This window comes from Acetobacter cerevisiae (assembly GCF_001580535.1).
In the GTDB taxonomy this organism is placed as follows: domain Bacteria; phylum Pseudomonadota; class Alphaproteobacteria; order Acetobacterales; family Acetobacteraceae; genus Acetobacter; species Acetobacter cerevisiae.
Window position 1 is genome coordinate 19,686 of the sequence record NZ_LHZA01000143.1, and the last position, 26,340, is coordinate 46,025.

Consider the following 26,340-nt stretch of genomic DNA (forward strand, 5'->3'; position numbering starts at 1 on the left):
GCGGCGGAGGAACAACCGTCCGGGAAGGCCGTAAAGCACACAGCTCAGGCTGTGCCGCATAAAACCACGGGGCAGGCCGTTCGCCCGGCAGCGGTGCATCCGGTCTCAGGCACGGCGGCTCCTGGCACAACCGCAGCTCCCGCTACGCTGACTCCTCAGCAGGTGCGCACGCTGCGTGGGTCAGTTGCGGCGCCCGGCCCGGTTGCGGCGGAGGGTGAAGAATCCGTCATCGTGACCGGCACGCGCGAGACGGGCGGCCGCAAGGCGCGTGAGAGCCTCTCCCCGATTGATGTCGTCTCGGCCAAGCAGTTGAACCAGACCGGCCAGCCCAACCTGCGGGAAGCACTGGCTCAGCTTCTGCCGTCTCTCACCATGCCGACCGGCGGGTTTGATAGTGGCGCGCTGACGGATTCCATCAGTCTGCGGGGCCTGAACCCGAATGAGACACTAGTGCTGGTGGACGGAAAACGTCGTCATACCACAGCCAATATCTATGCCGATCCCGGCCCGCAGCAGGGCTCCACGGCTGTCGATATCGACATGATCCCCATGGCGGCTATCGACCATGTGGAAGTGCTGCGCGACGGGGCTTCCGCCCAGTACGGGTCAGACGCCGTGGCGGGGGTGGTGAACATCATCCTCAAAAAACAGGACCACGGGTTCCATGCGGAATCTATCTCCGGCATTACCGCTGCGAAGGATGGTTTCCAGCAGGGCGTGTATCTGGACGGCGGGGCACAGCTTGGCAGCCGTGGTTTTGTGCATGTGAGCGGCGATTTTTATCATACCGATCACACTTTCCGCAGCGCGCCCGATGCACGCACAGGCCAGAAAAACAATTACGTGCTGGGCCAGCCGGAACAGACGCGTGAAAGCGTTGCCATCAAGGCCGGGTATGATCTGACAGATAGCATTCAGCTTTACGGCACGGGCACATATGCGCATCGGCACGCGGAATCCTACCAGAATTATCGTCTGGCCAGTTCTCTGGCGAACTATCCCGGTTATGCGGCCATTTATCCGGGTGGCTACTCGCCTCTGGAAACGATCGAAGAGAATGACTTCGAGCTGACTGCCGGTGTTAAAGGAAAACTCGCTGGCTGGAACTGGGATCTTTCCACGGTTTACGGGCGCGATTTCGACAATATTGGTCTGACTAATTCCGCCAATCTGGCTATTGAGAAAGATACAGGCCGCACCCCGACAAACTTTGACGTGCAGGGCTTTAATAATTCCCAGTGGAGCAACAATTTCGACCTCTCCCGCAAGTTTAAATTCTCAGGCTGGCCGCATGAGATCAACGTCGCGGGTGGGGCGTCCTACCGGTATGAAAGCTATTCCATCGGCACGGGCGATGCGGACTCTTTGTATGGTAGCGGGTCCGATGCCATGGCGGGGACCAACCCCGGTAATGCAGGCAACTTTAGTCGTGATGTCGTGGCCGGATATATTGATGTTTCCACACATCTGACGCGCCACTGGCAGCTGGATCTTGCTGGCCGCTACGAGCATTATACGGATGTAGGGGATACAGAAACGGGCAAGGTCTCCACCCGTTATGAGGTCTCTCCGCGTCTGGCCTTCCGCGCGACTATCTCCAATGGCTTCCATGCGCCGACACTGGCGCAGGAACATTACAGTGCACTGGCGATCTCTCCCACCGCAGCACGAGGTCTGATTGCCGTGAACTCTCCGGGTGCTCTGGCCAACGGGTCTTCTCCACTCAAGCCGGAACGTTCAACCAACGTCAGCGGCGGGATTGTCATGGAGCCGTTCCGCAAACTGCATGTGACTGTCGATGTGTATCAGATCAACCTGCGCGATCAGATCATGCCCGGTGGGCAGGTTTATGGTGCGCAGGCCGCTTCTGCGCTGACCATGAACGGCTTTAGCCTGCCGAGTGACGTTAACACATGGTCTGCCTCCTCCCTGTCCACCCACTGGTTTGCCAACGTGGCCAGTACCCGCACGCAGGGGCTGGATCTGACGGCGACCTACCCAACCCAGCTTGGAAACGTTGGGCGTATTGACTGGGATGTAGCGATTAACCTCAACCGCACCCGCCTGTCCCATCAGGGGACGGATGCGCAGGGCAATCCGTTGATGAACGCGCAGAGTATTGCGTATCTCACCACGGCCTATCCGCGCAGCAAGATGATTTTTGGCGGCCGCTTTACCAGTGGAAAGTGGACAGTGGGTGTGCACGAAATTCGTTATGGCCAGACCACGTCTCAGCTCACCTATTATGGGGGTGCAGGGAATACCAGCTCTCTGTCCAGCACAAATTTCCTACAGTTCCATAACACGCCGAAGTTTATTACCAATCTGGAAGTCACCTACCGCGTGCATCCCAGACTGGCGCTGACACTCGGTGGCAATAACCTGTTTGATGCCCGCCCCAGCCGCGTGCCGGATAACAACCGCTATCTGGGGGCACCGCAATATTACATGAGCACGTCCCAGCTTGGCATGAATGGCGGCTTCTATTACCTGCGGGGTGATATCAATTTCTGATCTCAAAGGGGATCAGGCTGCTTAAAGGATCTGAGCAAATAAGGACGATTTTTTAAGTGTGCTGCAAGTTTGTTCAGTCGGCTTGCAGCGGATGCTTTGAGCGCGTGAGGCATCCAGATTTCTTATGAAAAATGCCTGTGCATCATGGAGGAAACCCCATTTTGCACAGGCATTTTTTTTTATGCCGCTTGCTGAGGGCTGAAGGTGGATCAGCCCATGCTGGCCAGAGCCTCAAACATCCGGGCAATGGCTTCCGCCCCCGGGTCGGGGATATTGGCTAGTTTGGCGTCCGGCACATAGGAGGCTCGGCCTGCATTGGCGTGCGTCATGCGTTTGGTGGCATCCGCGCCGTCACGCGCAGCCTGCGCGGCTTCTGCCAGTGCGCCACCAGCGGCCAGAACTGTAAAAGCCGGGTGCAGGGCATCAATCATGGTGCGGTCTCCTGGTTTGGCACCGCCATGCTGCTGCATGGTGGTCAGGCCTTCCACCAGGGCCCTGGCCCATGTGTCTGTGCTGCGACCGGCGGCGGAGAACATGATGGAGAGCAGCACACCACTGGACCCACCGGCATGTCGGGCCAGAATGGCGCCGAAAGTAGCAAACAGCTCCTGCGGGTTTGCCAGAGGCAGGCGATCCACCGTTTTCAGGATTTCCTGAGCACCTTCCGCAAAGGTAGACCCGGCATCCCCATCTCCAATCTGGGCATCCAGCGCATTCAGGGCTTCCGCATTGCCAATCAGCGTTTTGGCAGCGTGGCGGATCAGTGCTTCAATTTTAGGGGATGCAGAGGGCGGGAAGCGGAATGTTTCCGGCAAGGCTGGCAGAGGGCGCACGGTGGGGGCTGCAAACGGAGCAGCGCCCGGCCACGCCCACGGTTCCACCGGCGCGGTCAGGGCGGCAAGGATTTCTGCACTCAGCGGAACGGCAGTCAGGGAGAAACCGTTCATGTCCAGCGCCGTCATCATGGGGGCCGGGCCGATAATCAGATCCGTGTTTTTGGCCAGATCAGTTTTGGCAAAGGCGTTGAGCAGCAAGGTCATTTCAATGGGTGGCACACTGCCCAGCATGTTCAGAAGCAGGGCGTAGCGTTCGTGTTTGCCTGTGGCATTTTTGGCGGGAAGGGCTTTGGCGAGTGTATCTGCGGCCAGCGCCATCAGCGTGTCCGCCTGTGCCAGCGTAATCTGCTGCGCGCCCGGTTCTCCGTGAATGCCTAAACCCAGTTCCGCCTGCTCAGCTGTCAGTCGGGTTGTGTGGGCCGGGTCATAAGCGTTGCAGTCCGTCAGCGAGAGGCCGATGGAAGAAATCTGCGCAGCGGCACTGCGAGCCCGCTCGGCCACGCGGGCCAGCGGTTCACCCTGACTGGCGGCATAGCCTGCAATTTTATGCACCAGAACGGTGCCAGCCAGACCACGGGCAAAGCGATTATCGGGCAGGGCAATATCATCCCCCACCACAACGGTTTCGACCTGATACCCCATGCTGCGCGCCTGCTCGGCGGCCAGTGCAAAATTCAGGCGGTCCCCGGTATAGCTTTTAATAACCAGCAGGCAGCCTGCTTTGCCAGTCACGGCCAGAATACCTGCCAGAATGGCGTCCACGCTGGGGGAGGCGAAGAGCGAGCCGCACACGGCGGCGTCCAGCATGCCTGCGCCGACAAACCCCGCATGGGTTGGCTCATGTCCGGCCCCGCCACCGGAAATAACGGCGACATGCTCAGGGTTGCGCTCTTTTCTCAGCACCACGCGAATATCGGGATATCCATCCAGCCGGCACAAATGCTGCCCCATGGAGGAGCGAAGCAGGCCATCCAGAGAGTCTGTCACAAGTGTTTCGCGTGTGTTGAAAAAACGCTTCATAGAAAACTGGTCCTGCCGTTGTGCCAAAAAACAAGGACTAAAATTCTAATCCTTTGAAAATTTTTTGAAAGGCAAGTGCTGGTGATTTCTCAGGGTTTATGAATTTTTCAAGGCGTGGCGCAAAGTATAGGAGGGAATGCGCCTTTTTAGTGGGCAATATTTTCAGGAATTCAGCATTGGCGCAGGGGGATGTGAACCGAATATGGTCCTGGAGAAGATCAGAACTTCAGGGGGGATGATGAATTCTATTCATTACTGTGGGGCCTCCCCCTCTGCGCAGAGCGCAAAAGGGGAGGGGAAACGAACAGCTTTATTCCGCAGGCACGTAAACGTTGCCGCCTGCTTTACGGAACTCTTCATTTTTCTGCTCAATGCCAGCCATACGGGCGGCATCTTCCTTCAGATCCTGACTGATCCGCATGGAACAGAATTTCGGACCGCACATGGAGCAGAAATGCGCGGCTTTATGAGCTTCCTTCGGCATGGTTTCATCATGATACGCACAGGCCGTATCCGGATCGAGTGACAGATTGAACTGGTCCTGCCAGCGGAAGGAGAAGCGGGCGCGGCTGAGCGCATCATCCCGCAGCTTTGCTCCGGGGTGGCCTTTTGCAAGGTCTGCCGCATGGGCGGCAATGCGGTAGGTAATCACACCGGTTTTCACATCATTCCGGTCTGGCAGCCCCAGATGCTCCTTGGGGGTGACGTAGCAGAGCATGGCGGTGCCAAACCAGCCGATCATGGCTGCGCCAATGGCTGAGGTAATGTGGTCGTAACCCGGTGCGATGTCGGTCGTCAGCGGGCCAAGCGTGTAGAACGGGGCCTCGCCACAGTCGCGCAGCTGCTTGTCCATGTTCTCCTTGATCTTGTGCATGGGCACATGGCCCGGCCCTTCGATCATCACCTGACAGCCTTTGGCCCAGGCAATCTGGGTTAGCTCGCCCAGCGTTTCCAGTTCAGCAAACTGTGCGGCGTCATTTGCATCAGCAATGCTGCCGGGGCGCAGTCCATCACCCAGAGAGAAGGAGACGTCATACGTGCGCATGATGTCGCAAATCTCTTCAAAATGCTCATACAGGAAGCTCTCGCGGTGGCCGTTCAGACACCAGCTGGCCATAATGGAGCCGCCGCGGGAGACAATGCCGGTCACGCGGTTAGCGGTCAGCGGCACATGCTGGAGGCGCACACCGGCGTGGATGGTGAAGTAATCCACCCCCTGTTCCGCCTGCTCAATCAGCGTATCGCGGAAGACTTCCCAGCTTAGCTTGCTGACTTCACCGCCGACTTTTTCAAGCGCCTGATAAAGCGGCACGGTGCCGATGGGAGTGGGCGCGTTCCGCAGAATCCAGTCACGAATATTGTGAATGTTACGGCCTGTGGACAGGTCCATCACCGTGTCCGCACCCCAGCGGATGGACCAGACGAGCTTTTCCACTTCTTCCGCTGCGGAGGACGTCACTGCAGAATTGCCGATATTGGCATTCACTTTCACAAGGAAGTTGCGGCCAATAATCACCGGTTCCAGTTCCGGGTGGTTGATGTTGGCCGGAATAATGGCGCGGCCACGGGCAATTTCATCCCGCACAAATTCCGGGGTGACAAACGTCGGAATAGCGGCATCAAAGGAGTTGCCATCTGCAAGACGTGCCGCGGCATCGTCAGCCGCTTTCTGGCGGCCCAGATTTTCACGGTGCGCCACATAAATCATCTCTTCGGTGATGATGCCGGCTTTTGCAAATTCATACTGCGTGACGGGTTTGCCTGCCTGCCCCTGCAGCACGGTGTGCGGAGCCGGGCAGGGGGCGACGAGCTGTTCGCCCTGTGCGTTGCCGTTGTCTTCCGGTTTGACTGCACGCGGGGTGGCCTGCACCAGATTGCGCTTAGCCAGCCAGGCCGCACGGGGTTTGGGCAGGCCGGTGCGGACGTCAATCTGCTCGGCATCATCCGTGTACGGGCCGGACGTATCATAGACACGCAGCGGCGGCTCATTGGCGGACGGGTCCAGCATGATTTCACGGAACGGCACGCGGATGTCCGGATGTGCTTCCGGGCTGGAATAGACTTTTCTGGAGCCGCGAATGGGGCCGGTTGTCACCTGGCCGGGGGCCGGTGCGGCAGTGTTTGCGGGTTTTGGGTTGCCCGTGACGGCCTGTGTGGCGGTCTTGAGGGTGTCAGTTTGGGTCACAGCGTTCTCCTCTGCCCAGAGGAGGACAGAGGCCGGAAGTGGACTGCGACAGGGACAACCGGTGTACGGTCCTGCAGCGGTGAGCATCTTCTGGCACCAGTCCCTCCGCCGGTATGATCCGGATCAGGTTCCCCACCAGAAGCAGCATGCCTCTGGTGGCAGGGTCACCACGCGTCCTTGCGGACAAAGTGGACTCTCAGTTCCTTGCCGGAACCCCCCTTGGTCTATGGTCTGGAGCAGATAGTGTTCCGTGTGTTTCTGTCAAGAAAAAACCGCTTGGGCTGAGGTGTTTTGCCGGGAACGTCATGTGCCATGCAGCGTTTTGCAGCTGTCACTCAGCCTGCTGCAAACCCTCTGTTTGCAAGGGGATTGAAAAGACCTGATGGGCTGCAAAATAATAAAAAATTTCATTTCCGATGCAATCGTTGCAAAAGTGTGGTATTAAGAAGGCATGCAAGCAGAAAGAAACAAAGCTCAGGAAGCAATCGCGAACGTCGAAATCTCCCCTCATGCTCACCGTGTCTTATGGATAGCTGCAATTGTTGCTGCCATATGCGGTGGTCTTTATGGATATGATACGGGTATTATTTCCGGCGCTCTTCTTCTTATTACAAAAGATTTTCACCTGACGTCTGGTCAGGAAGAAATGGTGACGTCCGCCATTCTCGTCGGGGCTGTTGTCGGCGCACTCTGCGTCTCGTGGCTGTCTGAAAAGTTTGGGCGGCGTAATTCCGTTATGGTCGTAACAGGCGTGTTTGTGCTGGGTGCCGTCGCCTGCTCCCGCGCACCGGATGTGACGGCTCTGATTATTGCCCGTGTTTTTCTGGGGCTTGCCGTAGGCGGGGCCACGCAGGTGGTGCCAACCTATATCTCGGAGCTGGCACCTGCCAGTAAACGCGGCAATCTTGTCACCATGTTTAACGTCGCCATTGGCGTTGGTATTTTCCTTGCCAACCTCGTCGGTTTTACCATGCGGGATGCATGGGGCTGGCGGCCGATGATTTCCGTTGCGGCGCTGCCGGCAGCGTTTGTGTTTGTGTGCATGTTCTTCCTGCCCAAAAGCCCGCGCTGGGCTGCTGAGAATGAAGGGCTGGCGTCAGCTGTTGAGCATCTCAGCCGCGTTCGGAACTCCCGCAAGGCTATTCGTCGGGAAATTCGGGAAATTCATGAAAATGCCTCTGGTATTGATGAAGATGAGCGTGGCTGGAAAGGCCTGATGTTGCCGTGGGCGCGTCCGGCTGTCATCGCGGCTCTGGGGATCGCCTTCTTCACGCAGGCCGGTGGTCTGGAGATGATGATCTACTACGCCCCGACGTTCCTGTCGGATGCCGGGTTCGGCAGCTCTGCCGCTCTGATGGCCAGTCTGGGCATTTCCATTGTCTATCTGATCATGACCCTGCTGGGCTGCATTTTTGTGGACCGTATTGGCCGCCGTCGTCTGGTGCTCATCATGGGCCCGGGGTCTGTCATCAGTCTGCTGGGTCTGGGTATCATGTTTGCTATCCACCCGGACAAGGGCAGCGTGGGGAGCTGGGCGATTATCGCGTTCCTGCTGCTGTTCATGATGTTCAATGCCGGGGGTATCCAGGTTGTGGGCTGGCTGCTGGGGGCGGAGCTGTTCCCGCTGCCCATGCGGGCTGCCGCTACCAGCGTGCATGCCGCCATGCTGTGGGGGGCCGATCTGCTGGTGACCTCTACGGCGCTGACGCTGGTGCAGATTGTCACGCTGGGTGGCACCATGTGGATCTATGCCGGGGTCAATCTGGCGTCCGTGCTCTTTGTCTACTTCTTTGTGCCGGAAACCGCCGGGGCAACGCTGGAGGATATCGAGATTGCTCTGCGGCGTGGCGAGTTTAAGCCGCGTGTGGGGCAGGACCCGCGTATCCGCTCCTACGATGATGAGGAAGACGAAGAAGAAACCGCTCAGGCCCCTTCAGCGGCCTAAGAGGCATTCCCTTTTACGGATGACGGAAGAAAGGCTCCTTCGGGGGCCTTTCTTTTTGTCCGGGTGGTCGCTTGCTGGGGTGGTAGTGCCTCAGCGGAAAACGAGGCCGCCATCAATCATCACGGACTGGCCCGTCATGTAGTCTGCGTCTGCGCTGGCTAGGTAGGAGACAAAGCCCGCCACGTCGTCCGGTGTTTCCACCCGGCCAAGGGCGATGCCTTCCACATATTTTTTATAGGTCGCGCCAATTTCAGCCCCGGTGGTCTCGGCCATGCGGCGGTCGATCTCGGTCCACATGTCTGTGCCCACCACGCCGGGGCAATAGGCGTTGACGGTAATGCCGGAGGAGGCCAGCTCTTTAGCCGCAGCCTGCGTGAGCGCCCGCACGGCAAATTTGGTCGAGGAATAGATGCCGAGAAACGCATATCCTTCATGCCCGGCAATGGAGCAGGCGTTGATGATCTTGCCCTTGCTCTTCTGAGCCTTGAAGGCCTGTGCAGCCGCCTGAATACCCCAGAGTGTGCCCTGCACGTTGATGCGGAAAATGGTCTCCACATCCTCGGGCGTAGCATCCAGCAGTGAGCCGACATGTGCGATACCGGCATTGTTGACCATGATATCGACATGCCCGAACGTCTTGCGTGCTTCCTGCACCACGGCAAAAACCTGATCGCGCTGGCTGATATCGGCCGTCTGCACGAGGGCTTTGCCGCCAAGCGCCTCAATTTCCGCAGCGACGGTGGCCAGCTTGTCTTTCTTGAGGTCCGTCAGCACCACAGCGGCGCCGTCGCGGGCCAGACGCAGGGCAATACCCCGCCCGATTCCCTGAGCGGCACCCGTGACAATGGCGGTTTTCCCGGCCAGTTTTTCTGAAAGAGACATCGTGTGATCTTCCTCTTCAATGCGCGTTTTGCGCAGCGCCCACGCTGGAAAAACCAGCGATAGTGAACAAGGGCTGAAGGAAAGATGTCACGGAATTGTGTCCCCGGCCAGCGGCTCCGGTAAAGGAGGCACAGGCCGGGGGCAGGCGGGCCTTTTAGTGCGGGCGCGCGGTAAACTGTTCCAGCCAGTGGATGGTGTAATCCCCTTTCTGGAACTCAGGGTCAGCCAGAATACGGCGGTGCAGCGGAATAACGGTCTTGATGCCTTCCACTACAAACTCATCCAGCGCACGGTGCATACGGGCAATGGCCTCGGCCCGTGTGGGGGCGTGAACAATCACCTTGGCAATCATGCTGTCGTAATACGGCGGCACCTTGTAGCCCGTGTAGAGCGCGCTATCGATGCGCACACCCAGACCACCCGGTGCGTGATACACCGCCACAGTGCCGGGGCAGGGGGCGAAGGTATCCGGGTCTTCCGCGTTGATGCGGCATTCAATGGCATGGCCAGAGAACGTCACGTCAGACTGCGTGTAGCCGAGCTTCTCACCAGCGGCGAGGCGGATCTGCTCACGGACCAGATCGACATCGCACACCATTTCCGTCACCGGATGTTCCACCTGCAGGCGGGTGTTCATCTCGATGAAGCAGAACTGACCGTCCTGATACAGGAATTCCAGCGTGCCTGCGTTCCGGTAGCCCATTTTGGAGAGGGCGTCCGTCACCGTTTTACCGATGGCGTTCCGCTGGTCCGGCGTAATGGCCGGAGAGCCAGCTTCTTCCAGCAGTTTCTGGTGGCGGCGCTGCAGGGAGCAGTCACGTTCCCCAAAATGCACCACGTTGCCGTAGTTATCGCCCAGAATCTGGAGTTCGATATGCCGGGGCTTATCGAGGTATTTTTCCAGATAGACCGCATCATTGCCAAAAGCTGTGCGGGCTTCCGTGCGGGCCACGCTCCAGGCTTCCTCAATCTCGCTGGCGTCATGCGCGACTTTCATGCCGCGCCCGCCACCGCCTGCGGTTGCCTTGATCAGCACCGGGTAGCCGACCTGTGCGGCCACGGTCCGGGCTTCGTCCAGGCTCTTCAGCTCACCATCGGAACCGGGGACCAGCGGCACACCCAGCGCTTCCATGGTGGTCTTGGCGGTAATCTTATCGCCCATCATGCGGATATGCTCCGCCGTCGGGCCGATAAAGGTCAGGCCGTGGGCTTCCACCGTTTCCGCAAAATCTGCGTTTTCAGACAGAAAGCCATAGCCGGGGTGAATGGCTTCCGCCCCTGTGATAGTGGCGGCAGAGAGAATGGCGGCCACGTTCAGATAGGAATCCCGCGCGGCAGGCGGCCCGATGCACACGGCTTCATCCGCCAGACGCACATGCATGGCGTCTTCATCCGCTGTGGAATGAACCGCTACGGTCTTGATGCCCAGTTCCCGGCAGGCGCGCAGGACACGAAGGGCAATCTCGCCGCGATTGGCGATGAGGATTTTGGAAAACATCACTCGATAATGGCGAGCGGCTGGCCAAATTCCACCGGGTCGCCAGAGGCAACGAGCAGGGTTTTCACCGTGCCGGCTTTGGGGGCTTTGATCTGGTTGAAGGTCTTCATCGCTTCAATCAGCAGCAGGGTCTGGCCAGCGCTGACAATCTGCCCTTCGCTGACAAACGGGGGAGAGGACGGGTCGGGCGTGAGATACGCCACACCCACCATCGGGCTGTTAACAGCACCCGGATGGCGGGAGAGGTCCGCAGGGGCTGCCGGTACAGGGGCGGCAGGAGCTGCCACCGGAGCCGGAGCAGGGGCTGCAACAGCCGCCGGAGCCGTAGCCTGCACCGTTGCGGGGGCACGGGCCACCCGGATGCGGCTGTCTTTCTCCGAGACCTCGATTTCAGTCAGTCCGGTGTCGGTCAGAATTTCGGCCAATGCCCGAATGGCATCTGCGTCCACGAGCAATCCGCTCATTGGTCATCCTCATCTAGAATAAGATCTGTCATTGCCTGCAATGCCAGAGAATACCCCGCCACGCCTAGCCCACAGATTACGCCAACAGCGGCGCGGGAGACATAAGACATGTGACGGAACGGCTCACGACGGTGAATGTTGGAGATATGCACCTCGATCACGGGCAGGTCCGTGGCCAGCAGCGCATCCAGCAAAGCCACAGAGGTGTGGCTGTATCCCGCCGGGTTGATGATGATGCCGCGCGCACGCTTGCGGCATTCCTGCACCCAGGAAATCAGCTCCCCTTCAATGTTCGTCTGACGGAAGTCGATGGCCAGATCCAGCTTGTCGGCTGTCTGAATGCAGATCTGCTCCACATCATCCAGCGTGGCGCGGCCATAAATTTCAGGCTGGCGCTGGCCAAGCATGTTGAGGTTCGGGCCGTTAAACACAGCGATGAGGGGTCTTTCCATAGTGTTCCGGGCCGTAGCACGATGCCGGACAGCATCCAAGAGAAGAGATGCCCTGCACCCCTAAAACCTGATGAAAAACCTGCCTGCCCGGCGTCTGTTGCTTCGGGAAGCGCGGACTGGAAAGGGCACGCATGCCATGTTTTTGCCATTTGGGCAGGGCATGCACGGGGAGAACCAAAAGGTTTGCGGGGTAGAAAGCGGTTGCTTTTTATCCTTGGCACCGGCTTTATTGGCCGGGTTCAACGGAAAACGGAGTAAACAAGCGGATGTCAGCCCTGCGCCGGGCACTTCTGGGAAGTGTGTTTGTTATGGCCTCCATGGCCTCTGTCTCCGCTGCCAAGGCAGCTGATGAAGGACAGGGGACGACCAGCTGGGCCGACTCCGTTCAGCGCGCTCTGGCCGCGCGGGAGGAGCAGGACCCGACGTTCAGCACTCCGGAAACCGGACAGACTGCGCATGCGCGCCGTTTCCAGAAAGGCATGGCCAGCTGGTATGGCGGTCGTTTCCATAACCGCCGCACTTCCTCAGGCGCTTTGTTCAACAAGGCCAGCCTGACCGCAGCGCACCCCACAGCCCCCCTCGGCAGCAAGCTGCTGGTGACGTCTGAAGAGACGGGGCGCTCTGTTGTGGTGACGGTGAATGATCGTGGCCCGTATAGCCATAACCGGATTATTGATCTTTCACAGGCCGCGGCTGCGCGCATCGGCATGCTGGGCGCAGGTGTTGCTCATGTGAAGATTGAAGCCGCCCCGATTGAAGTCGCATCCGCGCCTCAGGATGGTAGCGAATCGCTGGAGTCCAACACGCTGGAGATGGCTGCGGCCCAGTCCCGGGACGGGGTGCGGGTTCTGCATCGCTCCCGTGTGAGAGCCACACGCCACTAAGATCTGACGTTTTTAAAGCGTATAAAAAAGGCCGGTCAGGTGATCCTGAACCGGCCTTTTTTCTGTTCGCCCAGAGTGGGCGCGTATCGAGGGAGGGTCAGAACGTCAGCGGTTTGCGGCGTTCGCCCCGGGCGTAGATTTCCATCTCGGCGTTCAGTTCCGCACCCATCAGCACGACCCATGCGCTGACGAAGAACCACATCATGATGGCAATCACCGCGCCCAGGGGGCCATACGTGGCGTTGTAGCTGGCGATGTGGGCCACGTAATAGGAGAAGCCAAAGGCCACGATAATCCATGTGCAGGTGGCAAACAGTGCCCCCGGCATCACCCAGCGCCACAGGCCGGGTGCTTTACGGTCCGGCCCAAAGCGGTAGAGGGCGGACATGGCCAGAATCTGGAAGGTGAACATAATGACCGGGCCGCTCCATTGCGCCAGAAACTCAATGGAGCCGGGCGGGGTGGGGATGTGCAGCCATGCGGGCAGATTAAGCAGCAGCGGCAGGGCCACCATGAGCGCCAGTGTCAGCGCGGCACCCAGCACGGCGGAGAGCGTCATGGCGAGTGCTGTGAGCTGGAACACAAAGAAGTTTCGGTTTTCCTGCGTGTTGTAGGCAATGTTCAGCGCCGACAGAATGGATTTGGTGGCGGCCGAGGCGGACCAGAGCGCCACACTCAGGGAGACGACAAGGTTGACCGTCAGAGAGCTGTGCGGTTCTGCCACCAGTGTCTGAATGCGGTCATAAATCAGTGCGTAAGCCCCCGGCGGCAGCAGATTTCGCAGCACTTCCAGCTGGGGGGTGACGGTCTGCACATCAAACGCCAGCCCATAGATGGAAATCAGTGAGCTGATGGCCGGGAACAGAGAGAGGGTGGTATAAAAAGCGCAGCCGGCGGCCACCAGCGTGGTGGGGCCGGAAATCAGGCTTTTGAACGTCAGCGTGAAAATGATTTTCCAGTCCTGCCACCGCAGGGCAGAGGGGCGGGAAAATTTGGGGCCCTGGTCTGGGGCGTCCGCCCTCGATCCCTCAGCAGGGTTCAGATCGTGCTGATGCGGAGCGGCGGGATCACAGAGAACCTGCATCGTGTTTGAAGCATCCTTTTTTGGCGTGTGGCATCGCGCCTGAGGGGGCCGAACCGTGGAATGCCGGGCGCTGGGCCGGGCTTCCTGTAACGGGCGGTTCCCTTCACGGAAGAAAAAGGCGTTCTGCAATGCTCAAGGCGCTGTGCAGACGTGAAGAAACCGAATGAAGCCGGTTTTATAGTCCTTGAGGCCCCTTTTCCACGTTTTTTTAAAACAGGCCTTTTTTTGACTTGCACTTGTGACGTTCTGGCCTCATATGCACCCCCCTACGCAGCAACGCACGTGCCACTGGCCCTCTGAGGTTACGCAACGACGTCAAGCGTTCTGGCAATCGGGGTTCCGCTGTTTGGAGCCCTTCTCTGGTCGCTGGTCCGTTAGACCGTTTCGCAACTCCTCCTCGCGTATTTACCAAAAGCGATGGAGCCTTATTTTGGGGGAATGGGTGGGATGAATCCCAAAATTGCCCGTTTTTTCGCTGAGCAAAAGCCAGCAACACCTTGCCTCGTCGTCGATGTCGATCAGGTCGAGGCTCGTTATCATGCCCTGACAAGCGCTCTGCCGCATGCGCGGGTGTATTATGCCGTCAAGGCCAACCCGGCCATGCCGATTCTGAATCGGCTGGTGGGGCTGGGGTCCTGCTTTGACGCGGCCTCCTGGGAGGAAGTGTCTCTGTGTCTGGAAGCGGGTGCCGCGCCGGATGCAATTTCCTTCGGCAATACGGTCAAAAAAGTCTCCGCTATTCGCGCGGCCTATGAGGCTGGCGTGCGGATGTACGTATTTGATTGCCGGGAAGAGCTGGAAAAGCTGGCGGCGCATGCCCCGGGCTCCCGCGTCTATTGCCGCCTGCTGGTGGATAATGACGGCGCGGAATGGCCCCTTTCCCGCAAGTTTGGCACCACGCTCGACTCCGCGCGGGAGCTGATGCTTCTGGCGCGGGAACTGGGGCTGGACCCGTATGGTCTGTCCTTCCACGTCGGCAGCCAGCAGCTCTCCTCCGATGCGTATGAGGTGGCGATTGCCCGTGTGGCCGCCCTGTTTACAGACCTCAGCGCGGCCGGGCTGGACCTGCGGATGGTTAATCTGGGTGGTGGTTTTCCGGTGCGCTACCGGGCCGATGTGCCGGAAATTGACCACTTCGCGCAGGCCATCAGCCACGCCATGACCACCCATTTCGGTAATGCACTGCCGGAAATGCTGGTTGAGCCGGGCCGTTTTATTGTGGGTGAGGCCGGGGTTGTGCGCTCAGAAGTGGTTCTGGTCAGCCGCCGTGGGCGGGAAGACGGGCCGCGCTGGGTCTATCTGGACATTGGCCGCTTTGGCGGTCTGGCGGAAACGGAAGGCGAGGCTATTCGCTACGCCATTCGCACCCCGCGTGATGGCTCGCCCACCGGCCCGGTCGCTATCGCCGGCCCGACCTGTGACGGTGCGGACATCATGTATGAAAAGACAGCCTATGAGCTGCCTTTGGGGCTGGAAGCGGGTGAGCAGGTGGAACTGGATGCCACCGGTGCCTATGTGTCCACCTATTGCTCCACCCGGTTCAACGGTTTCCTACCGCTGACGGAACATTATATCTGATATGTTCCAAGGGGGTGGCTGGTCTCTTATGGGCCTGCCACCCTTGTTTTATGCCTCTACGGCTCTGACCAGACAGGACGGCAGCCCAGCCTTGTGCGGGCCTGCCTTTGCAGGAGTGCTGATCTGGCTCAACACTCCTGCGACCTTTGATGATGAGTCTGGAGAGATCTCATGAAAAAAACACGACTGCTGCTGGCGGCCCTTCTGGCCTCTGCAACCTCTGTGGTTCCGGGTTTTGCTCAGACCACCAGCACAGCAACGCCCACCGTGTCCGCTCCCCCTACGGTTGCCGATGCGGCGGCGCAGGATTTTGGACGGCTTTCCGTAGACGGCGGTACTGCCTCGGAAGATATCGGGCTGGCGCGTCAGGCGATTTTTGACGGGGATCTGGACGCCGCTGGCCGTCTGATTGCCGATGCCAATATGGCGCTGGAACGTGCGCGTGTGGACAACACAGCTTTCCAGAAAGCGGAAACCGAATTGCAGCCCAGCAAGACAAAAGCAACAACGTCCACCCATGCAGCATCCGCCAACAGCACGCCAGTGGCCTGGCTGCCGATTGATGGCGAGCTGGTGCTGGACGAGGCGATCGAACCCACCCCGGAAAAAAATGCGGCCGTTGCGGCGGCCAACCGTCACCTGCGGGCCGGGAATACCGCGCGGGCCGGGGATGTGCTGAAAGTTTCCGGGATTGATGCGGACTATATTATTGCCGCAGTGCCGCTTGAGCAGACCCGCAAGGATGTGGCCAAAGCGGCCAAATTCATCAAGAGCAATCCGTATAAAGCCAGTGAAGCATTACGGGACGCGGAAAACGCTGTGCGTTATGCGTCCGTCAATGTTCAGGCTGTGCCGCAGCAGGGTCCGGCCGCTCCGCAGGCAAAATAAGACGCTGCTTTGAGAGCAAGCCCCGGTTACGTATCTGTAACCGGGGCTTTTTCTTATGCGTTTTCTAACGGAGCGGCAGCTTTGGGGATGCCACCCTCAATCGGCAGCTCAGGGTTGCGGGACCACTCGTTCCAGGAGCCCATATAAATCCGCAGCTTTTTGAAACCAGCCTGAGAGAGCGCAACATAGGTGTTGGCGGCCCGGGCACCCTTGAAACAGTAGATGATAATATCATCGTCTGGCGTCAGACCACGGGACGCGGCGAGGTCAAGAATGTCTTCTCTGGGCCGAAAAGAGGCCTGTCCGTCAGAGACTTTCATGAAGTCATACCATTCGATCCACACAGCACCGGGGATGCGGCCTTTGCGCGGGGCGAAATCCACACCGTAAGGGGAAGAGCTTTCTGCCAGCCATTCCACTTTGTCACGGTTGTCCAGCAGTTTGACGTTCGGGTTCGTCAGGGCATGCAGAACATCCTGATAGGTCGCCATCAGGTTCGGCTGAATGCTGATCGGGAAAACTGTCCGCTCTGGCTTGGTGGTTTCCGTTGTCAGAGCGCCGCCAGCCTGTTTCCATGCCATCAGGCCGCCATCAAGAATGCCCACTTTCGGGTAGCCCAGATACTTCAAAATCCAGTAGCCACGGCATGAGCCGCCATAGCGCGTATGCAGAGCGTCTTCGTAAATGATGGCTGTTTTTTTGCCGTCCAGACCATAGTCCGAGAACAGGTCAACAAATTTGTCCTGAAGGGTCTTGAGGCCATCGTCCGTCGTTTCTGCAAGATAGGTGAAAATATCCGGCATATTGACGGCACCGGGCAGGTGGCCTGCCTCAAAATCCTTGCGGTCACGCACGTCAATAAAAACGGCGTTGCCCGTGGAGATGAGCTCCTGAACCTGTTTGGGTGAAAAAAGGACAGTGTCCAGCATTCGGTTTCTCCACAACTGTTTGAGATCGCAGACTCTAACAGCCCCGGTAAGACACCTGTAGGCCTGCACATGCGGTGCCGTTATGAGGCAGGCAGGACGCTATCGGGTTTGTGAAGAGCTGGGCGGGTTTCAGCGCTCTGTCCGGTAACCGGCTAAACATTTTTTCAGGATTCAGACAGTTTCAAAGCTGGTCTGGTGGACGTGTGCGGCTGTTCTTCTCAGGGGCTACGCTGGGAAGATTAGCCTTTTCAGGATAGAATTTTCTTCAAACACTCCGAAGGGATTAGGGCATGCAGTATCGTGAACTTGGCCGCACCGGCATTCTGGTCAGTGAAATCTGCCTGGGCACCATGACGTTTGGTCAGCAGAATACGGAAGCTGAAGGCCACGCGCAGCTGGATCTGGCGCTGGAGCATGGCGTCAACTTTATTGATACCGCCGAGCTTTATTCCATTCCACCGCGTGCCGAGACCTATGGGGCGACGGAAACCATTGTGGGTAGCTGGCTGAAAGCCCGTGGCAGCCGCGACAAGATTATTCTGACCAGCAAGGTTGTCGGGCGGAGTTCCTCCCCGTGGTTCCGGGCCGGTGGGGAGGAAGCGCGTCTGACCCCGCGCCAGATTCGCTATGCGCTGGAGCATTCCCTGCGGCGGCTGGGTACGGACTATCTCGACCTCTATCAGCTGCACTGGCCGGACCGGAAAATCGGTTTGTTTGGCGAAGGTGGCACAACTTTTACAACCGTCTCGGACGCTGAAGAAGTGCCGCTGGAAGAAACGCTGGGTGTGCTGGGCGACCTCGTGGCGGAAGGCAAGATCCGCCATGTCGGCCTGTCGAATGAAACAGCATGGGGTGTGGCCAAGTCTCTGGCCTGCGCCAGAGAGGGGACGCCGCGCGTGGCATCCATTCAGAACGCCTATAATCTGATCAACAGAACTTTCGAAATTGGTCTGGCGGAAATGGCCCTGCGGGAGAAGGTTAGCCTGCTGGCTTACTCTCCGCTGGCGCAGGGCTATCTGACCGGAAAATATCTGAACGGCGCACGGCCTGCGGGGGCGCGCACCACGCTGTTTAATCGCGGGCAGCGTTATGAAAAGCCGGGTGTGGATGTCGCGGTGGAAGCCTACATGAACCTTGCGAAGGCCGAGGGGATTGACCCGGTGCAGTTCGCACTGGCGTTTGTAACCTCCCGTCCGTTTGTGACATCCAACATCATCGGCGCAACCAGCGTGGAGCAGCTCATGACGGCTCTGACCTCAGTAAAGGTGCAGATCACGCCGGAGCTGGAAGAGAAAATCAACGCCATTCATCAGGTGCATTCCAACCCGGCTCCGTAAAGGGGGGGGCGGGGTTATTCCACCGCGGCCCGTAATCCGGCCCCGGCAGCCAGCGGGCAAAGGGGAATGGCGGCAGCCAGAAAGGCCCCCAGCAATTCCAGATCCGGTGCCCATGGCAGGCCGGTGCGGGCGGCATCAATGGCGGCGGCGCCAAAAATCAGTGCTGGTGTAATGAGTGGCAGCACCAGCAGGGGCAACAGCACACCGCCGCGTCGGGCTCCCAGCACAATGGAAGCCCCCATGCCGCCGATAAGAGACAGCACCATGGACCCCAGCAGCAGCCCCGCCAGCAAAATAGGCAGGGTGGAGGTGGGCAGGCCGAGCATGATGGCCAGTGGCACCGCAGCCAGCAGCAGCGGGACGCCGGTGGTCAGCCAGTGTGCGGTGATTTTAGCGAGGGCCACCAGTGACGGCGGCAGGCCCAGTAGCAGAAGCTGATCAAGTGATCCGTCTTCCAGCTCCGCGCCAAATAAACGGTCCAGCGGCAGCAGGGCTGCCAGCAGGGCACAGACCCAGATAATGCCGGGGGCCATATGGCGCAGCAGATCCGGTGAGGGGCCAAGGGCTAACGGAAACAGCGTGCCCGTCAGAATAAAGAAGAGGACTGCGCCCAGCGTGTCGGCCCCGTGGCGCAGAGCCAGCCGCAGGTCCCGGGCAACCAGAGCGCAAAACAGGCCCATCATGCGGCATCTCCTCTCAGGTCAGTCTCGTCAGCACCCCACCACCCACGGCTCTGGTCCGGCATACCGGGCAGCGCCAGATGGCTGACCTCTCCTAAAGGCAGAGGCACATGCGTTGTGGCGACCACAAGGCCGCCTTGTGCGCGGTGGGTGGCGATAGCCTGCCCCAGCAGTTCTACAGCAGCGGCGTCCAGCCCGAGGCTTGGCTCATCCAGCAGCCACAGTGGAGCCTGCGCCAGCAGCACGCGGGCGAGGGCCGTACGGCGCTTCTGGCCAGCAGACAGCAGGCGGGCGGGCAGGGTGGAAAGATGCAGGAGATCCACTGCTTTCAGGGCGGCATCCATGTCACCGCCTCCGGCACGGGCGAACAGGGCCAGATTTTCCCGCACCGTCAGGCTGGGCTTTAACGCATCCTGATGCCCCAGATAGGCTACGCGGGCCGCATGGGCCGTGCGGTCATGCGTAATGGGCTCACCATCCCACAGCAGAGCGCCGCCATCCGGGCGGCGTAATCCGGCCAGAACCCGCAGTAAAGTGGACTTGCCAGCGCCATTGGGGCCTGTGAGCAGCAGCGCGCCGCCGCGCTCCAGCGTCAGGCTGACATCATCCAGCACCAGCCGATCCCCCCGGAAAACCGAGAGAGACTCTGCCACCAGCCGGGGTGTGGCATCAGAAGAAAGCTCGGAGATGGGACTTCTCCTTATTGTTACCAGTTAAACACCGCCAAAGCGGGCCTGCTCGCGTTCTCGTGGTCGCCAGCCCGCTTGTGCCGCGCCAGACTGCCGGTATGTTCTAACGTCATCGGGATATCAAGCCGGCCGCCCGGAAGACCGGGTGAGCGCAAAACGCCGCACCTGGCGGCGTGCCGGCTCCGGAACGTATCACCAGCCATCGGCTGTGATCGGGGAGAAGGGTAACTATGAAGACGGTTGGGCACGATTCACTCAAGACAGGTCGCACGCTCTCGGTTGATGGCAAGACCTATCATTATTTTTCCATTCCGGAAGCGGCAAAGACCATTGGCGACGTCAGCCGTCTGCCTGTTTCGCTGAAAGTGCTGCTGGAAAATGTGCTGCGCTTTGAAGACGGCCATTCCTACAGTGTGGATGACGCCAAGGCGATTGCCGGCTGGCTGCCGGAAGGCCACAGCAGCAAGGAGGTGCCATTCAAGCCCTCTCGCATTCTGATGCAGGACTTCACCGGCGTGCCGGCAGTGGTTGACCTTGCTGCCATGCGCGACGGGATTGTGAAGCTGAACGGCAACCCCCAGAAGGTGAACCCGCTGGTGCCGGTCAATCTGGTGATTGACCACTCCGTGATGGTGGACGTCTACGGTTCGCAGGACGCGCTGCAGAAAAACATCACGCTGGAATTTGAGCGCAATGGTGAGCGTTATGCGTTCCTGCGCTGGGGTCAGGAAGCGTTCGAGAATTTCTCGGTCGTGCCGCCGGATACCGGCATCTGCCATCAGGTGAACCTGGAATATATCGCTCAGGTTGCCTGGACCGCGAATGTGGACGGCAAAGAGTATGTCTATCCGGACTCACTGTATGGCACGGATAGCCACACCACCATGATCAACGGCCTTGGCGTGCTGGGCTGGGGTGTTGGCGGTATTGAGGCTGAAGCCGCCATGCTCGGCCAGCCGATTGCCATGCTGGTGCCGGATGTGATCGGCTTCCGCCTGACGGGCAAGATGCCTGAGGGGGCGACGGCGACCGATCTGGTGCTGACAGTCACCCAGATGCTCCGCAAAAAGGGCGTGGTTGGCAAATTTGTTGAGTTCTTTGGCCCGGCTCTGGACCACCTGCCGGTGGCTGACCGTGCGACCATTGCCAACATGGCTCCGGAATATGGCGCAACCTGTGGCTTCTTCCCGGTTGATACGCTCACGCTGGACTTCCTGCGTGAAACCGGCCGTGACGAACACCGCATTAAACTGACGGAAGAATATCTGCGCGCGCAGGACATGTTCCGCACGGCAGAAACGCCGGAACCGGTCTTTACCGATATTCTGGAACTCGACCTGTCCACGGTTGTGCCGTCCATCTCCGGCCCTAAACGCCCGCAGGACCGTGTGGTGCTGAAGGAAGCCAAGACGGCGTTTGAAAAAGAACTGACCTCTTCTCTGGGCGTGCCGGCGAACGACGCGAACAAGAAAGTGCCGGTGGCCGGGACCAATTATGAAATTGGTCAAGGCGATATCGTCATTGCCGCGATCACGTCCTGCACCAACACCTCCAATCCGGCGGTGCTGATTGCCGCGGGTCTGGTGGCCCGCAAGGCGCGCGCTCTTGGCCTGAAGCCGAAACCGTGGGTGAAGACCTCTCTGGCTCCCGGTTCTCAGGTGGTGACGGACTATCTGGACCGTTCCAAACTGTCTGAAGATCTGGACGCACTGGGCTTCAACACGGTGGGGTATGGCTGCACCACCTGTATCGGGAACTCCGGTCCGCTGCCGTCTCACATTGTGGACGCCATTGAGAACAACAACCTCGTTGCGGTGTCTGTTCTGTCTGGTAACCGTAACTTTGAGGGCCGTATTTCCCCCAACGTGCGGGCCAACTATCTTGCCAGCCCGCCGCTGGTGGTTGCCTACTCTCTGCTGGGCACCATGCGGAAGGATATCACCACGGAGCCACTGGGCACATCCAAGGATGGCAAGCCCGTCTATCTGAAAGATATCTGGCCTTCCAACAAGGAAATCGCGGACCTGATCGGCTCGTCCATCAACCGTGAAGAGTTTATCCAGCGCTACAAGAACGTGTCCAAGGGCACGAAGGAGTGGCAGGACCTCAAGGTGGCCACCGGGTCTGAAACCTACAAGTGGGATTCCAAATCCACCTACGTGCAGGATCCGCCGTACTTCAAGGACATCACGCACGAACCCACCGCGCCGGGCAACATTGAGAACGCCCGTATTCTGGCGCTGCTGGGTGACAACATCACGACCGACCATATTTCTCCGGCCGGTGCCATCAAGAAAGACTCTCCGGCTGGCCGGTATCTGATGGAACACGGTGTGGAGCCGCGGGACTTCAACTCCTACGGCTCACGCCGCGGGAATGACCGCGTGATGGTCCGTGGCACCTTTGCCAATATCCGCATCAAGAACGAGATGCTGCCCGGCACGGAAGGGGGACTGTCCAGGCACTTCCCGGATGGCAAGGAAGGCGCGATCTATGATGTCGCCATGGAATACAAGAAAGAGGGCACCCCTCTGGTTGTGTTTGGTGGCAAGGAATACGGCATGGGGTCCTCGCGTGACTGGGCGGCCAAAGGCACCCTGCTGCTGGGCATCAAGGCTGTGATTGCAGAAAGCTTTGAGCGTATCCACCGCTCCAACCTTGTGGGCATGGGCGTGCTGCCCCTGCTGTTCAAGGATGGCGTGACGCGCCAGACCCTGAACCTGAAGGGTGATGAGACCATCACCATCAAAGGGCTGGAAAAAATCACGCCGCGTATGGACGTCACCATGACGATTACGCGGGCTGATGGGTCTACGCAGGATGTGGAGCTTCTGTGCCGCGTCGATACACTGGACGAAGTTGAGTATTACCGGCATGGTGGCATTCTCCAGTATGTGTTGCGTGGGATGACCAAAGCTGCCTGACGATTTTCTTGTTCCATCGGAACATCAGAATGCCGGCCCGGATAACTCCGGGCCGGCTTTTTGCCTTGAAAATGAACCTGTTGTGCTCGACGCACAGGATATTCACAAAAGCTTTGGGGACGGTGCCATTCTTGGGGGCGTCTCCCTTCAGGTACGCAAGGGGGAGCTGGTCTCCATCATCGGCCCCTCAGGGTGCGGGAAATCGACTTTTCTGCGTTGCCTGAATTTTCTGGAAATTCCCGACCGTGGCACCATTAACGCCATGGGAGTGACCATTGCGCGGGACGGCGGCCCCTGGCGGCGTGCGGATGAGCATGTGGCCCATCGGCTCCGCACCCATGTGGGCATGGTTTTTCAAAGTTTTAATCTTTTCCCGCATCTGAGCGTGCTTGATAACGTCCTGCTTGGCCCGCGTGTTGTAAAGCGCGAGACCGGACCTGCCGAGCGGGATGAAGCCATGGCTCTGCTGGAAAAGGTCGGGCTGGGCCGTGTGGCGCAGCGTTACCCTGTTTCTCTCTCCGGCGGGCAGCAGCAGCGGGCGGCCATTGCGCGCGCGCTGGCCATGCGGCCGGAGATCATGCTGTATGACGAACCGACCTCGGCACTGGACCCCATTGTGGCGGAGGAAGTGCTGGGCGTGATGCGCAAGCTGGATGATGAAGGCATGACGCAGATTATTGTGACGCACGATATGCGTTTTGCGCAGGTGGCTTCGGACACAATTGTTTATATGGATGGCGGCCACATTATTGAATCTGGCCCCCCGGAAACCCTGTGTGTTAATCCGGCGGATGATCGGACACGGCGCTTTTTGAGGACTGTTTTGTGAAACACGGCATGCGGCGCCATCTGGCCCGTTTTCTAACCGTTCCACAGTGGATTGTGTGCGCAATGGTTCTGGTGCTGCTGGCCGGGGCAGGGGGCGTGGCCCCTCAGGCTGCCCGTGCGGAACAGCCTTTGCGCTGGGCGGCCGATGCCTCGGCGGATGTGCCCTATACCTTTCACGATCTGAATGATCAGTCCCGCCTGACCGGGTTTGAATATGACCTGATGCAGTCTCTGGGCGAGCATATCCACACGCCCCTGCAATTTGTGCAGAATGACTGGGATGGTCTGATCCCCGGCCTCCAGCGCGGCCTGTATGAGATGGTGATCTGCGGGATTGAGATCACGCCCGAGCATGCCGAAGGGATTGATTTCAGCGCGCCGTATTATGTGACGTCTGAGCGGATTGTGGTGCGGCGCAATGGTCCGGCTCTGACCGGGCTCGATGCGTTGAATGGCCATGTTGTCGGCACCATCAAGGCCACGCAGGCGGAGCGCATTCTGGCCAATCATCCGCAGGTGCAGGTCCGCACCTATGATGAAGAGACCAATGTTTTTATGGATCTGGTCAATGGCCGCACGGATGCGGTGCTGATCGATGGCCCGATTGCCCAGTATTACGGCGCGACCAACCCGGACCTTCTGGTGGTGGGTGAGCCGATTGGCACGGTCTCCTACGGGATTGCCTTTGCCAAAGGGAAGAATGCCGCGCTGCGGGAGCAGGTGAATACCGCTCTGGAAGCCATGAAGAAAGATGGCAGCCTGCACCGTATTCTGGCGCGCTGGAATTTGTGGACGCCGCAGACAGCGGCCTGGGCTGAAGATGCCTCCACACCAGAAATCGAGCCGACAAGCTGGAATGATTACGTAGCCGCGTTGCACGGCTCTTCCGGCTGGCACGCCAAAGTGGCGCGTTATGCAAGCTTCCTGCCACTGCTGGCCAAAGGGGCTGTGCTCACCCTTCTGGTCTCTCTGTGTGCCATGGTGCTGGCTGTCGGGCTGGGGCTGACGCTTGCCTTGCTACGGCTCTATGGCCCGGCTCCGCTGGCCACGCTCTCTTCGCTCTATGTTGAGATTGTGCGTGGCACGCCACTGCTGATCCAGATTTTGCTGATTTTTTACGGTCTGCCGCAATGTGGCCTGAACCTGACCCCGTTTGTGGCCGGAGTGCTGGCCCTTGGGCTGAACTACGCTGCGTATGAAGCGGAAAATTATCGGGCCGGGTTGCAGTCCGTCGCGCGCGGGCAGATGGAAGCAGCTCTCGCGCTGAATATGACGCACGTGCAGGCGCTCCGCTACGTGGTCGTGCCGCAGGCCTTCCGGCTGGTGATGCCGGTCATGACGAATGACTTCATTTCTCTGCTGAAGGATTCCTCGCTGGTCAGCGTGATTACCCTTACAGAACTGACGCAGACCTATATCCGTCTTTCCTCGACCTACTTTGACTATTTTGGTACGGGTCTGATGGTTGGCGGGGCGTATCTTCTGCTGGGTCTGCCGTTTGTCCGGCTGGCTCGGATGGCGGAGAAAAAACTCTCTCAACCCCATATCAGGCGGCGTTAAACCCGCCTGCCAATGCGCTTAGGGCATGGCGGGGCCGAGAACTCACTATATTGTCTCTCTCAGGAGCATGCTTCACAAATGACACAAATAACCTGATAGGTTTGGGTTATCATCTGTTTCTGTCTGAGGGTGTAGGACGCGGCGCAAGAACCGGGCTGTCCGGTCCGATTATCCTGAGGGTGGCGGCGGGTTATGGCGGAATTTCTGCAAAAAAGTCCGGGATTGAATGGATCTTCTTTCAGCATTGCACAGCTTTGTCCGCGTGGCGGCCACAGGCTCCTTTTCCGCTGTTTCGCGAGAGACAGGGGTTAGTCAACCGACGATTTCCCGCCATATTGCGTTGCTGGAAGCGCATTACGGCACAACGCTGTTCGCGCGTACCACCCGCAGCCTGATGATGACGGAAGACGGGCGCAGCCTGCTTCCGCATGCGTACGAAGTGCTGGAAATTCTGGAAACGGCAGAAACCGTTCTGGGCCGCCGGAGGGCGTCTGTCTCCGGTCTGGTCCGGTTAGGAATGACAACGGCCTTCGGGCTGTATTTCACCAGCCGTCTGGGTGAGCTGCTGGAACGGCACCCCGATCTTTCCGTCGAAGTTGTGATCCGCGATGGGTTTGGGGATCTTGTGGAAGAAGGGCTGGATCTGGCCGTCCGCGTTGGCGACATTGCCGAAGGCTCCCTGATTGCCCGCAAGCTGGGTGTGGTCCGTAAGTGGCTGGTCGCCTCTCCGGCCTGTCTGGCCCGCTGTGGTACGCCGGAACACCCCAGAGATCTCCCGGAATATCCTGCCATTGTCTATAACTATGGCGGCGGCCGGCATGACTGGCACCTGTTCCGGGATGAGGAAGAAAGCGTTATCGCACCGTCTACCGTGTTCCGCGCTAATAGTAGCGAGGCCGTTCTGTCTGCCGTTCTGGCGGATATCGGGATTGGCCTGCTGCCGGAATTTCAGGTGCGTGAGGGTGTAGAGGAAGGCAAGCTCGTCCGGCTTTTCCCGGACTGGCGTATTCCCAATCTGCCCTTCTATGCCGTGCATACCGGCCCGCGCACATTGCCGCTCCGCACCCGGACAGTTCTGGATTTTCTGGTGGAAGTCTCTTCAGAAGTCCTGCGGGACGATCTGTCTGGCTGACCGGACGTTGTGGGCGGGCCAATGCCGCCCA

19 protein-coding genes and 1 pseudogene are annotated in these 26,340 nt (G+C 59.1%); 10 read left to right on the forward strand and 10 right to left on the reverse strand.

Annotated elements, in window-relative coordinates; genetic code table 11:
• The first annotated feature begins 51 nt into the window (after positions 1 to 51).
• The gene (locus AD928_RS07575; RefSeq protein ID WP_082779809.1) at positions 52 to 2,514 is read left to right on the forward strand and encodes a TonB-dependent receptor plug domain-containing protein; all 2,463 of its coding nucleotides are present in this window, start codon (positions 52 to 54) and stop codon (positions 2,512 to 2,514) included.
• A gap of 209 nt (positions 2,515 to 2,723) precedes the next feature.
• Here the strand turns inward: AD928_RS07575 and AD928_RS07580 are convergent, their stop codons facing one another.
• Positions 2,724 to 4,370: a dihydroxyacetone kinase subunit DhaK gene (locus AD928_RS07580; RefSeq protein ID WP_062249536.1), complete on the reverse strand. Its 1,647-nt coding sequence runs from the start codon at positions 4,368 to 4,370 to the stop codon at positions 2,724 to 2,726.
• 310 nt (positions 4,371 to 4,680) lie between these two features.
• Entirely contained in the window at positions 4,681 to 6,555 is a 1,875-nt protein-coding gene (thiC, locus tag AD928_RS07585) for a phosphomethylpyrimidine synthase ThiC (protein ID WP_062249538.1), read from the reverse strand.
• 451 nt (positions 6,556 to 7,006) lie between these two features.
• Between thiC and AD928_RS07590 the strand changes: the two genes are divergently transcribed.
• Positions 7,007 to 8,500 carry a sugar porter family MFS transporter gene (locus AD928_RS07590; RefSeq protein ID WP_062249539.1) on the forward strand — a complete coding sequence of 498 codons (1,494 nt, stop codon included), beginning with the start codon at positions 7,007 to 7,009 and terminating at the stop codon, positions 8,498 to 8,500.
• Positions 8,501 to 8,590: 90 nt separating this feature from the next.
• On the opposite strand, the gene AD928_RS07595 is transcribed toward AD928_RS07590, so the two are convergent.
• The 4 genes from AD928_RS07595 to aroQ form a co-directional block, all read right to left on the reverse strand.
• Positions 8,591 to 9,382, reverse strand: coding sequence for an acetoin reductase (locus AD928_RS07595; RefSeq protein WP_062249541.1), 792 nt, complete (start codon positions 9,380 to 9,382; stop codon positions 8,591 to 8,593).
• Positions 9,383 to 9,536: 154 nt separating this feature from the next.
• The gene (gene accC, locus AD928_RS07600; protein WP_062140967.1) at positions 9,537 to 10,880 is read right to left on the reverse strand and encodes an acetyl-CoA carboxylase biotin carboxylase subunit; all 1,344 of its coding nucleotides are present in this window, start codon (positions 10,878 to 10,880) and stop codon (positions 9,537 to 9,539) included.
• Positions 10,880 to 11,344, reverse strand: coding sequence for an acetyl-CoA carboxylase biotin carboxyl carrier protein (gene accB / locus AD928_RS07605; protein WP_062140969.1), 465 nt, complete (start codon positions 11,342 to 11,344; stop codon positions 10,880 to 10,882). Before accB ends, accC begins: the two co-directional genes overlap by 1 nt.
• Positions 11,341 to 11,796 carry a type II 3-dehydroquinate dehydratase gene (gene aroQ / locus AD928_RS07610; protein WP_025829366.1) on the reverse strand — a complete coding sequence of 152 codons (456 nt, stop codon included), beginning with the start codon at positions 11,794 to 11,796 and terminating at the stop codon, positions 11,341 to 11,343. Before aroQ ends, accB begins: the two co-directional genes overlap by 4 nt.
• A gap of 266 nt (positions 11,797 to 12,062) precedes the next feature.
• Between aroQ and AD928_RS07615 the strand changes: the two genes are divergently transcribed.
• Positions 12,063 to 12,680: a septal ring lytic transglycosylase RlpA family protein gene (locus tag AD928_RS07615; protein ID WP_062249543.1), complete on the forward strand. Its 618-nt coding sequence runs from the start codon at positions 12,063 to 12,065 to the stop codon at positions 12,678 to 12,680.
• Positions 12,681 to 12,777: 97 nt separating this feature from the next.
• Here the strand turns inward: AD928_RS07615 and AD928_RS07620 are convergent, their stop codons facing one another.
• Positions 12,778 to 13,764, reverse strand: coding sequence for a YihY/virulence factor BrkB family protein (locus AD928_RS07620; protein WP_082779377.1), 987 nt, complete (start codon positions 13,762 to 13,764; stop codon positions 12,778 to 12,780).
• 447 nt (positions 13,765 to 14,211) lie between these two features.
• Between AD928_RS07620 and AD928_RS07625 the strand changes: the two genes are divergently transcribed.
• Both AD928_RS07625 and AD928_RS07630 read left to right on the forward strand, forming a co-directional pair.
• Positions 14,212 to 15,342, forward strand: coding sequence for a type III PLP-dependent enzyme (locus AD928_RS07625; RefSeq protein WP_061490982.1), 1,131 nt, complete (start codon positions 14,212 to 14,214; stop codon positions 15,340 to 15,342).
• Between the two features lie 171 nt (positions 15,343 to 15,513).
• Positions 15,514 to 16,230, forward strand: a complete 717-nt coding sequence (locus AD928_RS07630; protein ID WP_062249545.1) for a YfdX family protein — start codon at positions 15,514 to 15,516, stop codon at positions 16,228 to 16,230.
• Between the two features lie 53 nt (positions 16,231 to 16,283).
• On the opposite strand, the gene AD928_RS07635 is transcribed toward AD928_RS07630, so the two are convergent.
• Complete coding sequence (locus AD928_RS07635; protein ID WP_209436674.1) at positions 16,284 to 17,156, reverse strand: sulfurtransferase; 873 nt, start codon at positions 17,154 to 17,156, stop codon at positions 16,284 to 16,286.
• A gap of 293 nt (positions 17,157 to 17,449) precedes the next feature.
• Here AD928_RS07635 and AD928_RS07640 point away from each other — a divergent pair, with 293 nt between their 5' ends.
• Positions 17,450 to 18,496: an aldo/keto reductase gene (locus AD928_RS07640; RefSeq protein WP_062249549.1), complete on the forward strand. Its 1,047-nt coding sequence runs from the start codon at positions 17,450 to 17,452 to the stop codon at positions 18,494 to 18,496.
• 14 nt (positions 18,497 to 18,510) lie between these two features.
• Here AD928_RS07640 and ccmB read toward each other — a convergent pair whose 3' ends face one another.
• Positions 18,511 to 19,179 carry a heme exporter protein CcmB gene (gene ccmB / locus AD928_RS07645; RefSeq protein ID WP_082779376.1) on the reverse strand — a complete coding sequence of 223 codons (669 nt, stop codon included), beginning with the start codon at positions 19,177 to 19,179 and terminating at the stop codon, positions 18,511 to 18,513.
• A pseudogene (ccmA, locus tag AD928_RS07650) lies at positions 19,176 to 19,829 on the reverse strand (heme ABC exporter ATP-binding protein CcmA); the annotation flags it as partial. The gene ccmB and the pseudogene ccmA, both read right to left, overlap by 4 nt.
• 266 nt (positions 19,830 to 20,095) lie before the next feature.
• Here ccmA and acnA point away from each other — a divergent pair.
• The 4 genes from acnA (at position 20,096) to AD928_RS07670 (ending at position 26,309) form a co-directional block, all read left to right on the forward strand.
• Positions 20,096 to 22,789: an aconitate hydratase AcnA gene (acnA, locus tag AD928_RS07655; protein WP_062140981.1), complete on the forward strand. Its 2,694-nt coding sequence runs from the start codon at positions 20,096 to 20,098 to the stop codon at positions 22,787 to 22,789.
• An 82-nt stretch (positions 22,790 to 22,871) separates the two neighbouring features.
• Positions 22,872 to 23,618, forward strand: a complete 747-nt coding sequence (locus AD928_RS07660; protein WP_043549388.1) for an amino acid ABC transporter ATP-binding protein — start codon at positions 22,872 to 22,874, stop codon at positions 23,616 to 23,618.
• Positions 23,619 to 23,680: 62 nt separating this feature from the next.
• On the forward strand, positions 23,681 to 25,177 hold the full coding sequence (locus AD928_RS07665; RefSeq protein WP_082779810.1) for an ABC transporter substrate-binding protein/permease: 1,497 nt from the start codon (positions 23,681 to 23,683) through the stop codon (positions 25,175 to 25,177).
• Between the two features lie 226 nt (positions 25,178 to 25,403).
• Positions 25,404 to 26,309 carry a LysR family transcriptional regulator gene (locus tag AD928_RS07670; protein ID WP_062249553.1) on the forward strand — a complete coding sequence of 302 codons (906 nt, stop codon included), beginning with the start codon at positions 25,404 to 25,406 and terminating at the stop codon, positions 26,307 to 26,309.
• The last annotated feature ends 31 nt before the right edge of the window (positions 26,310 to 26,340 follow it).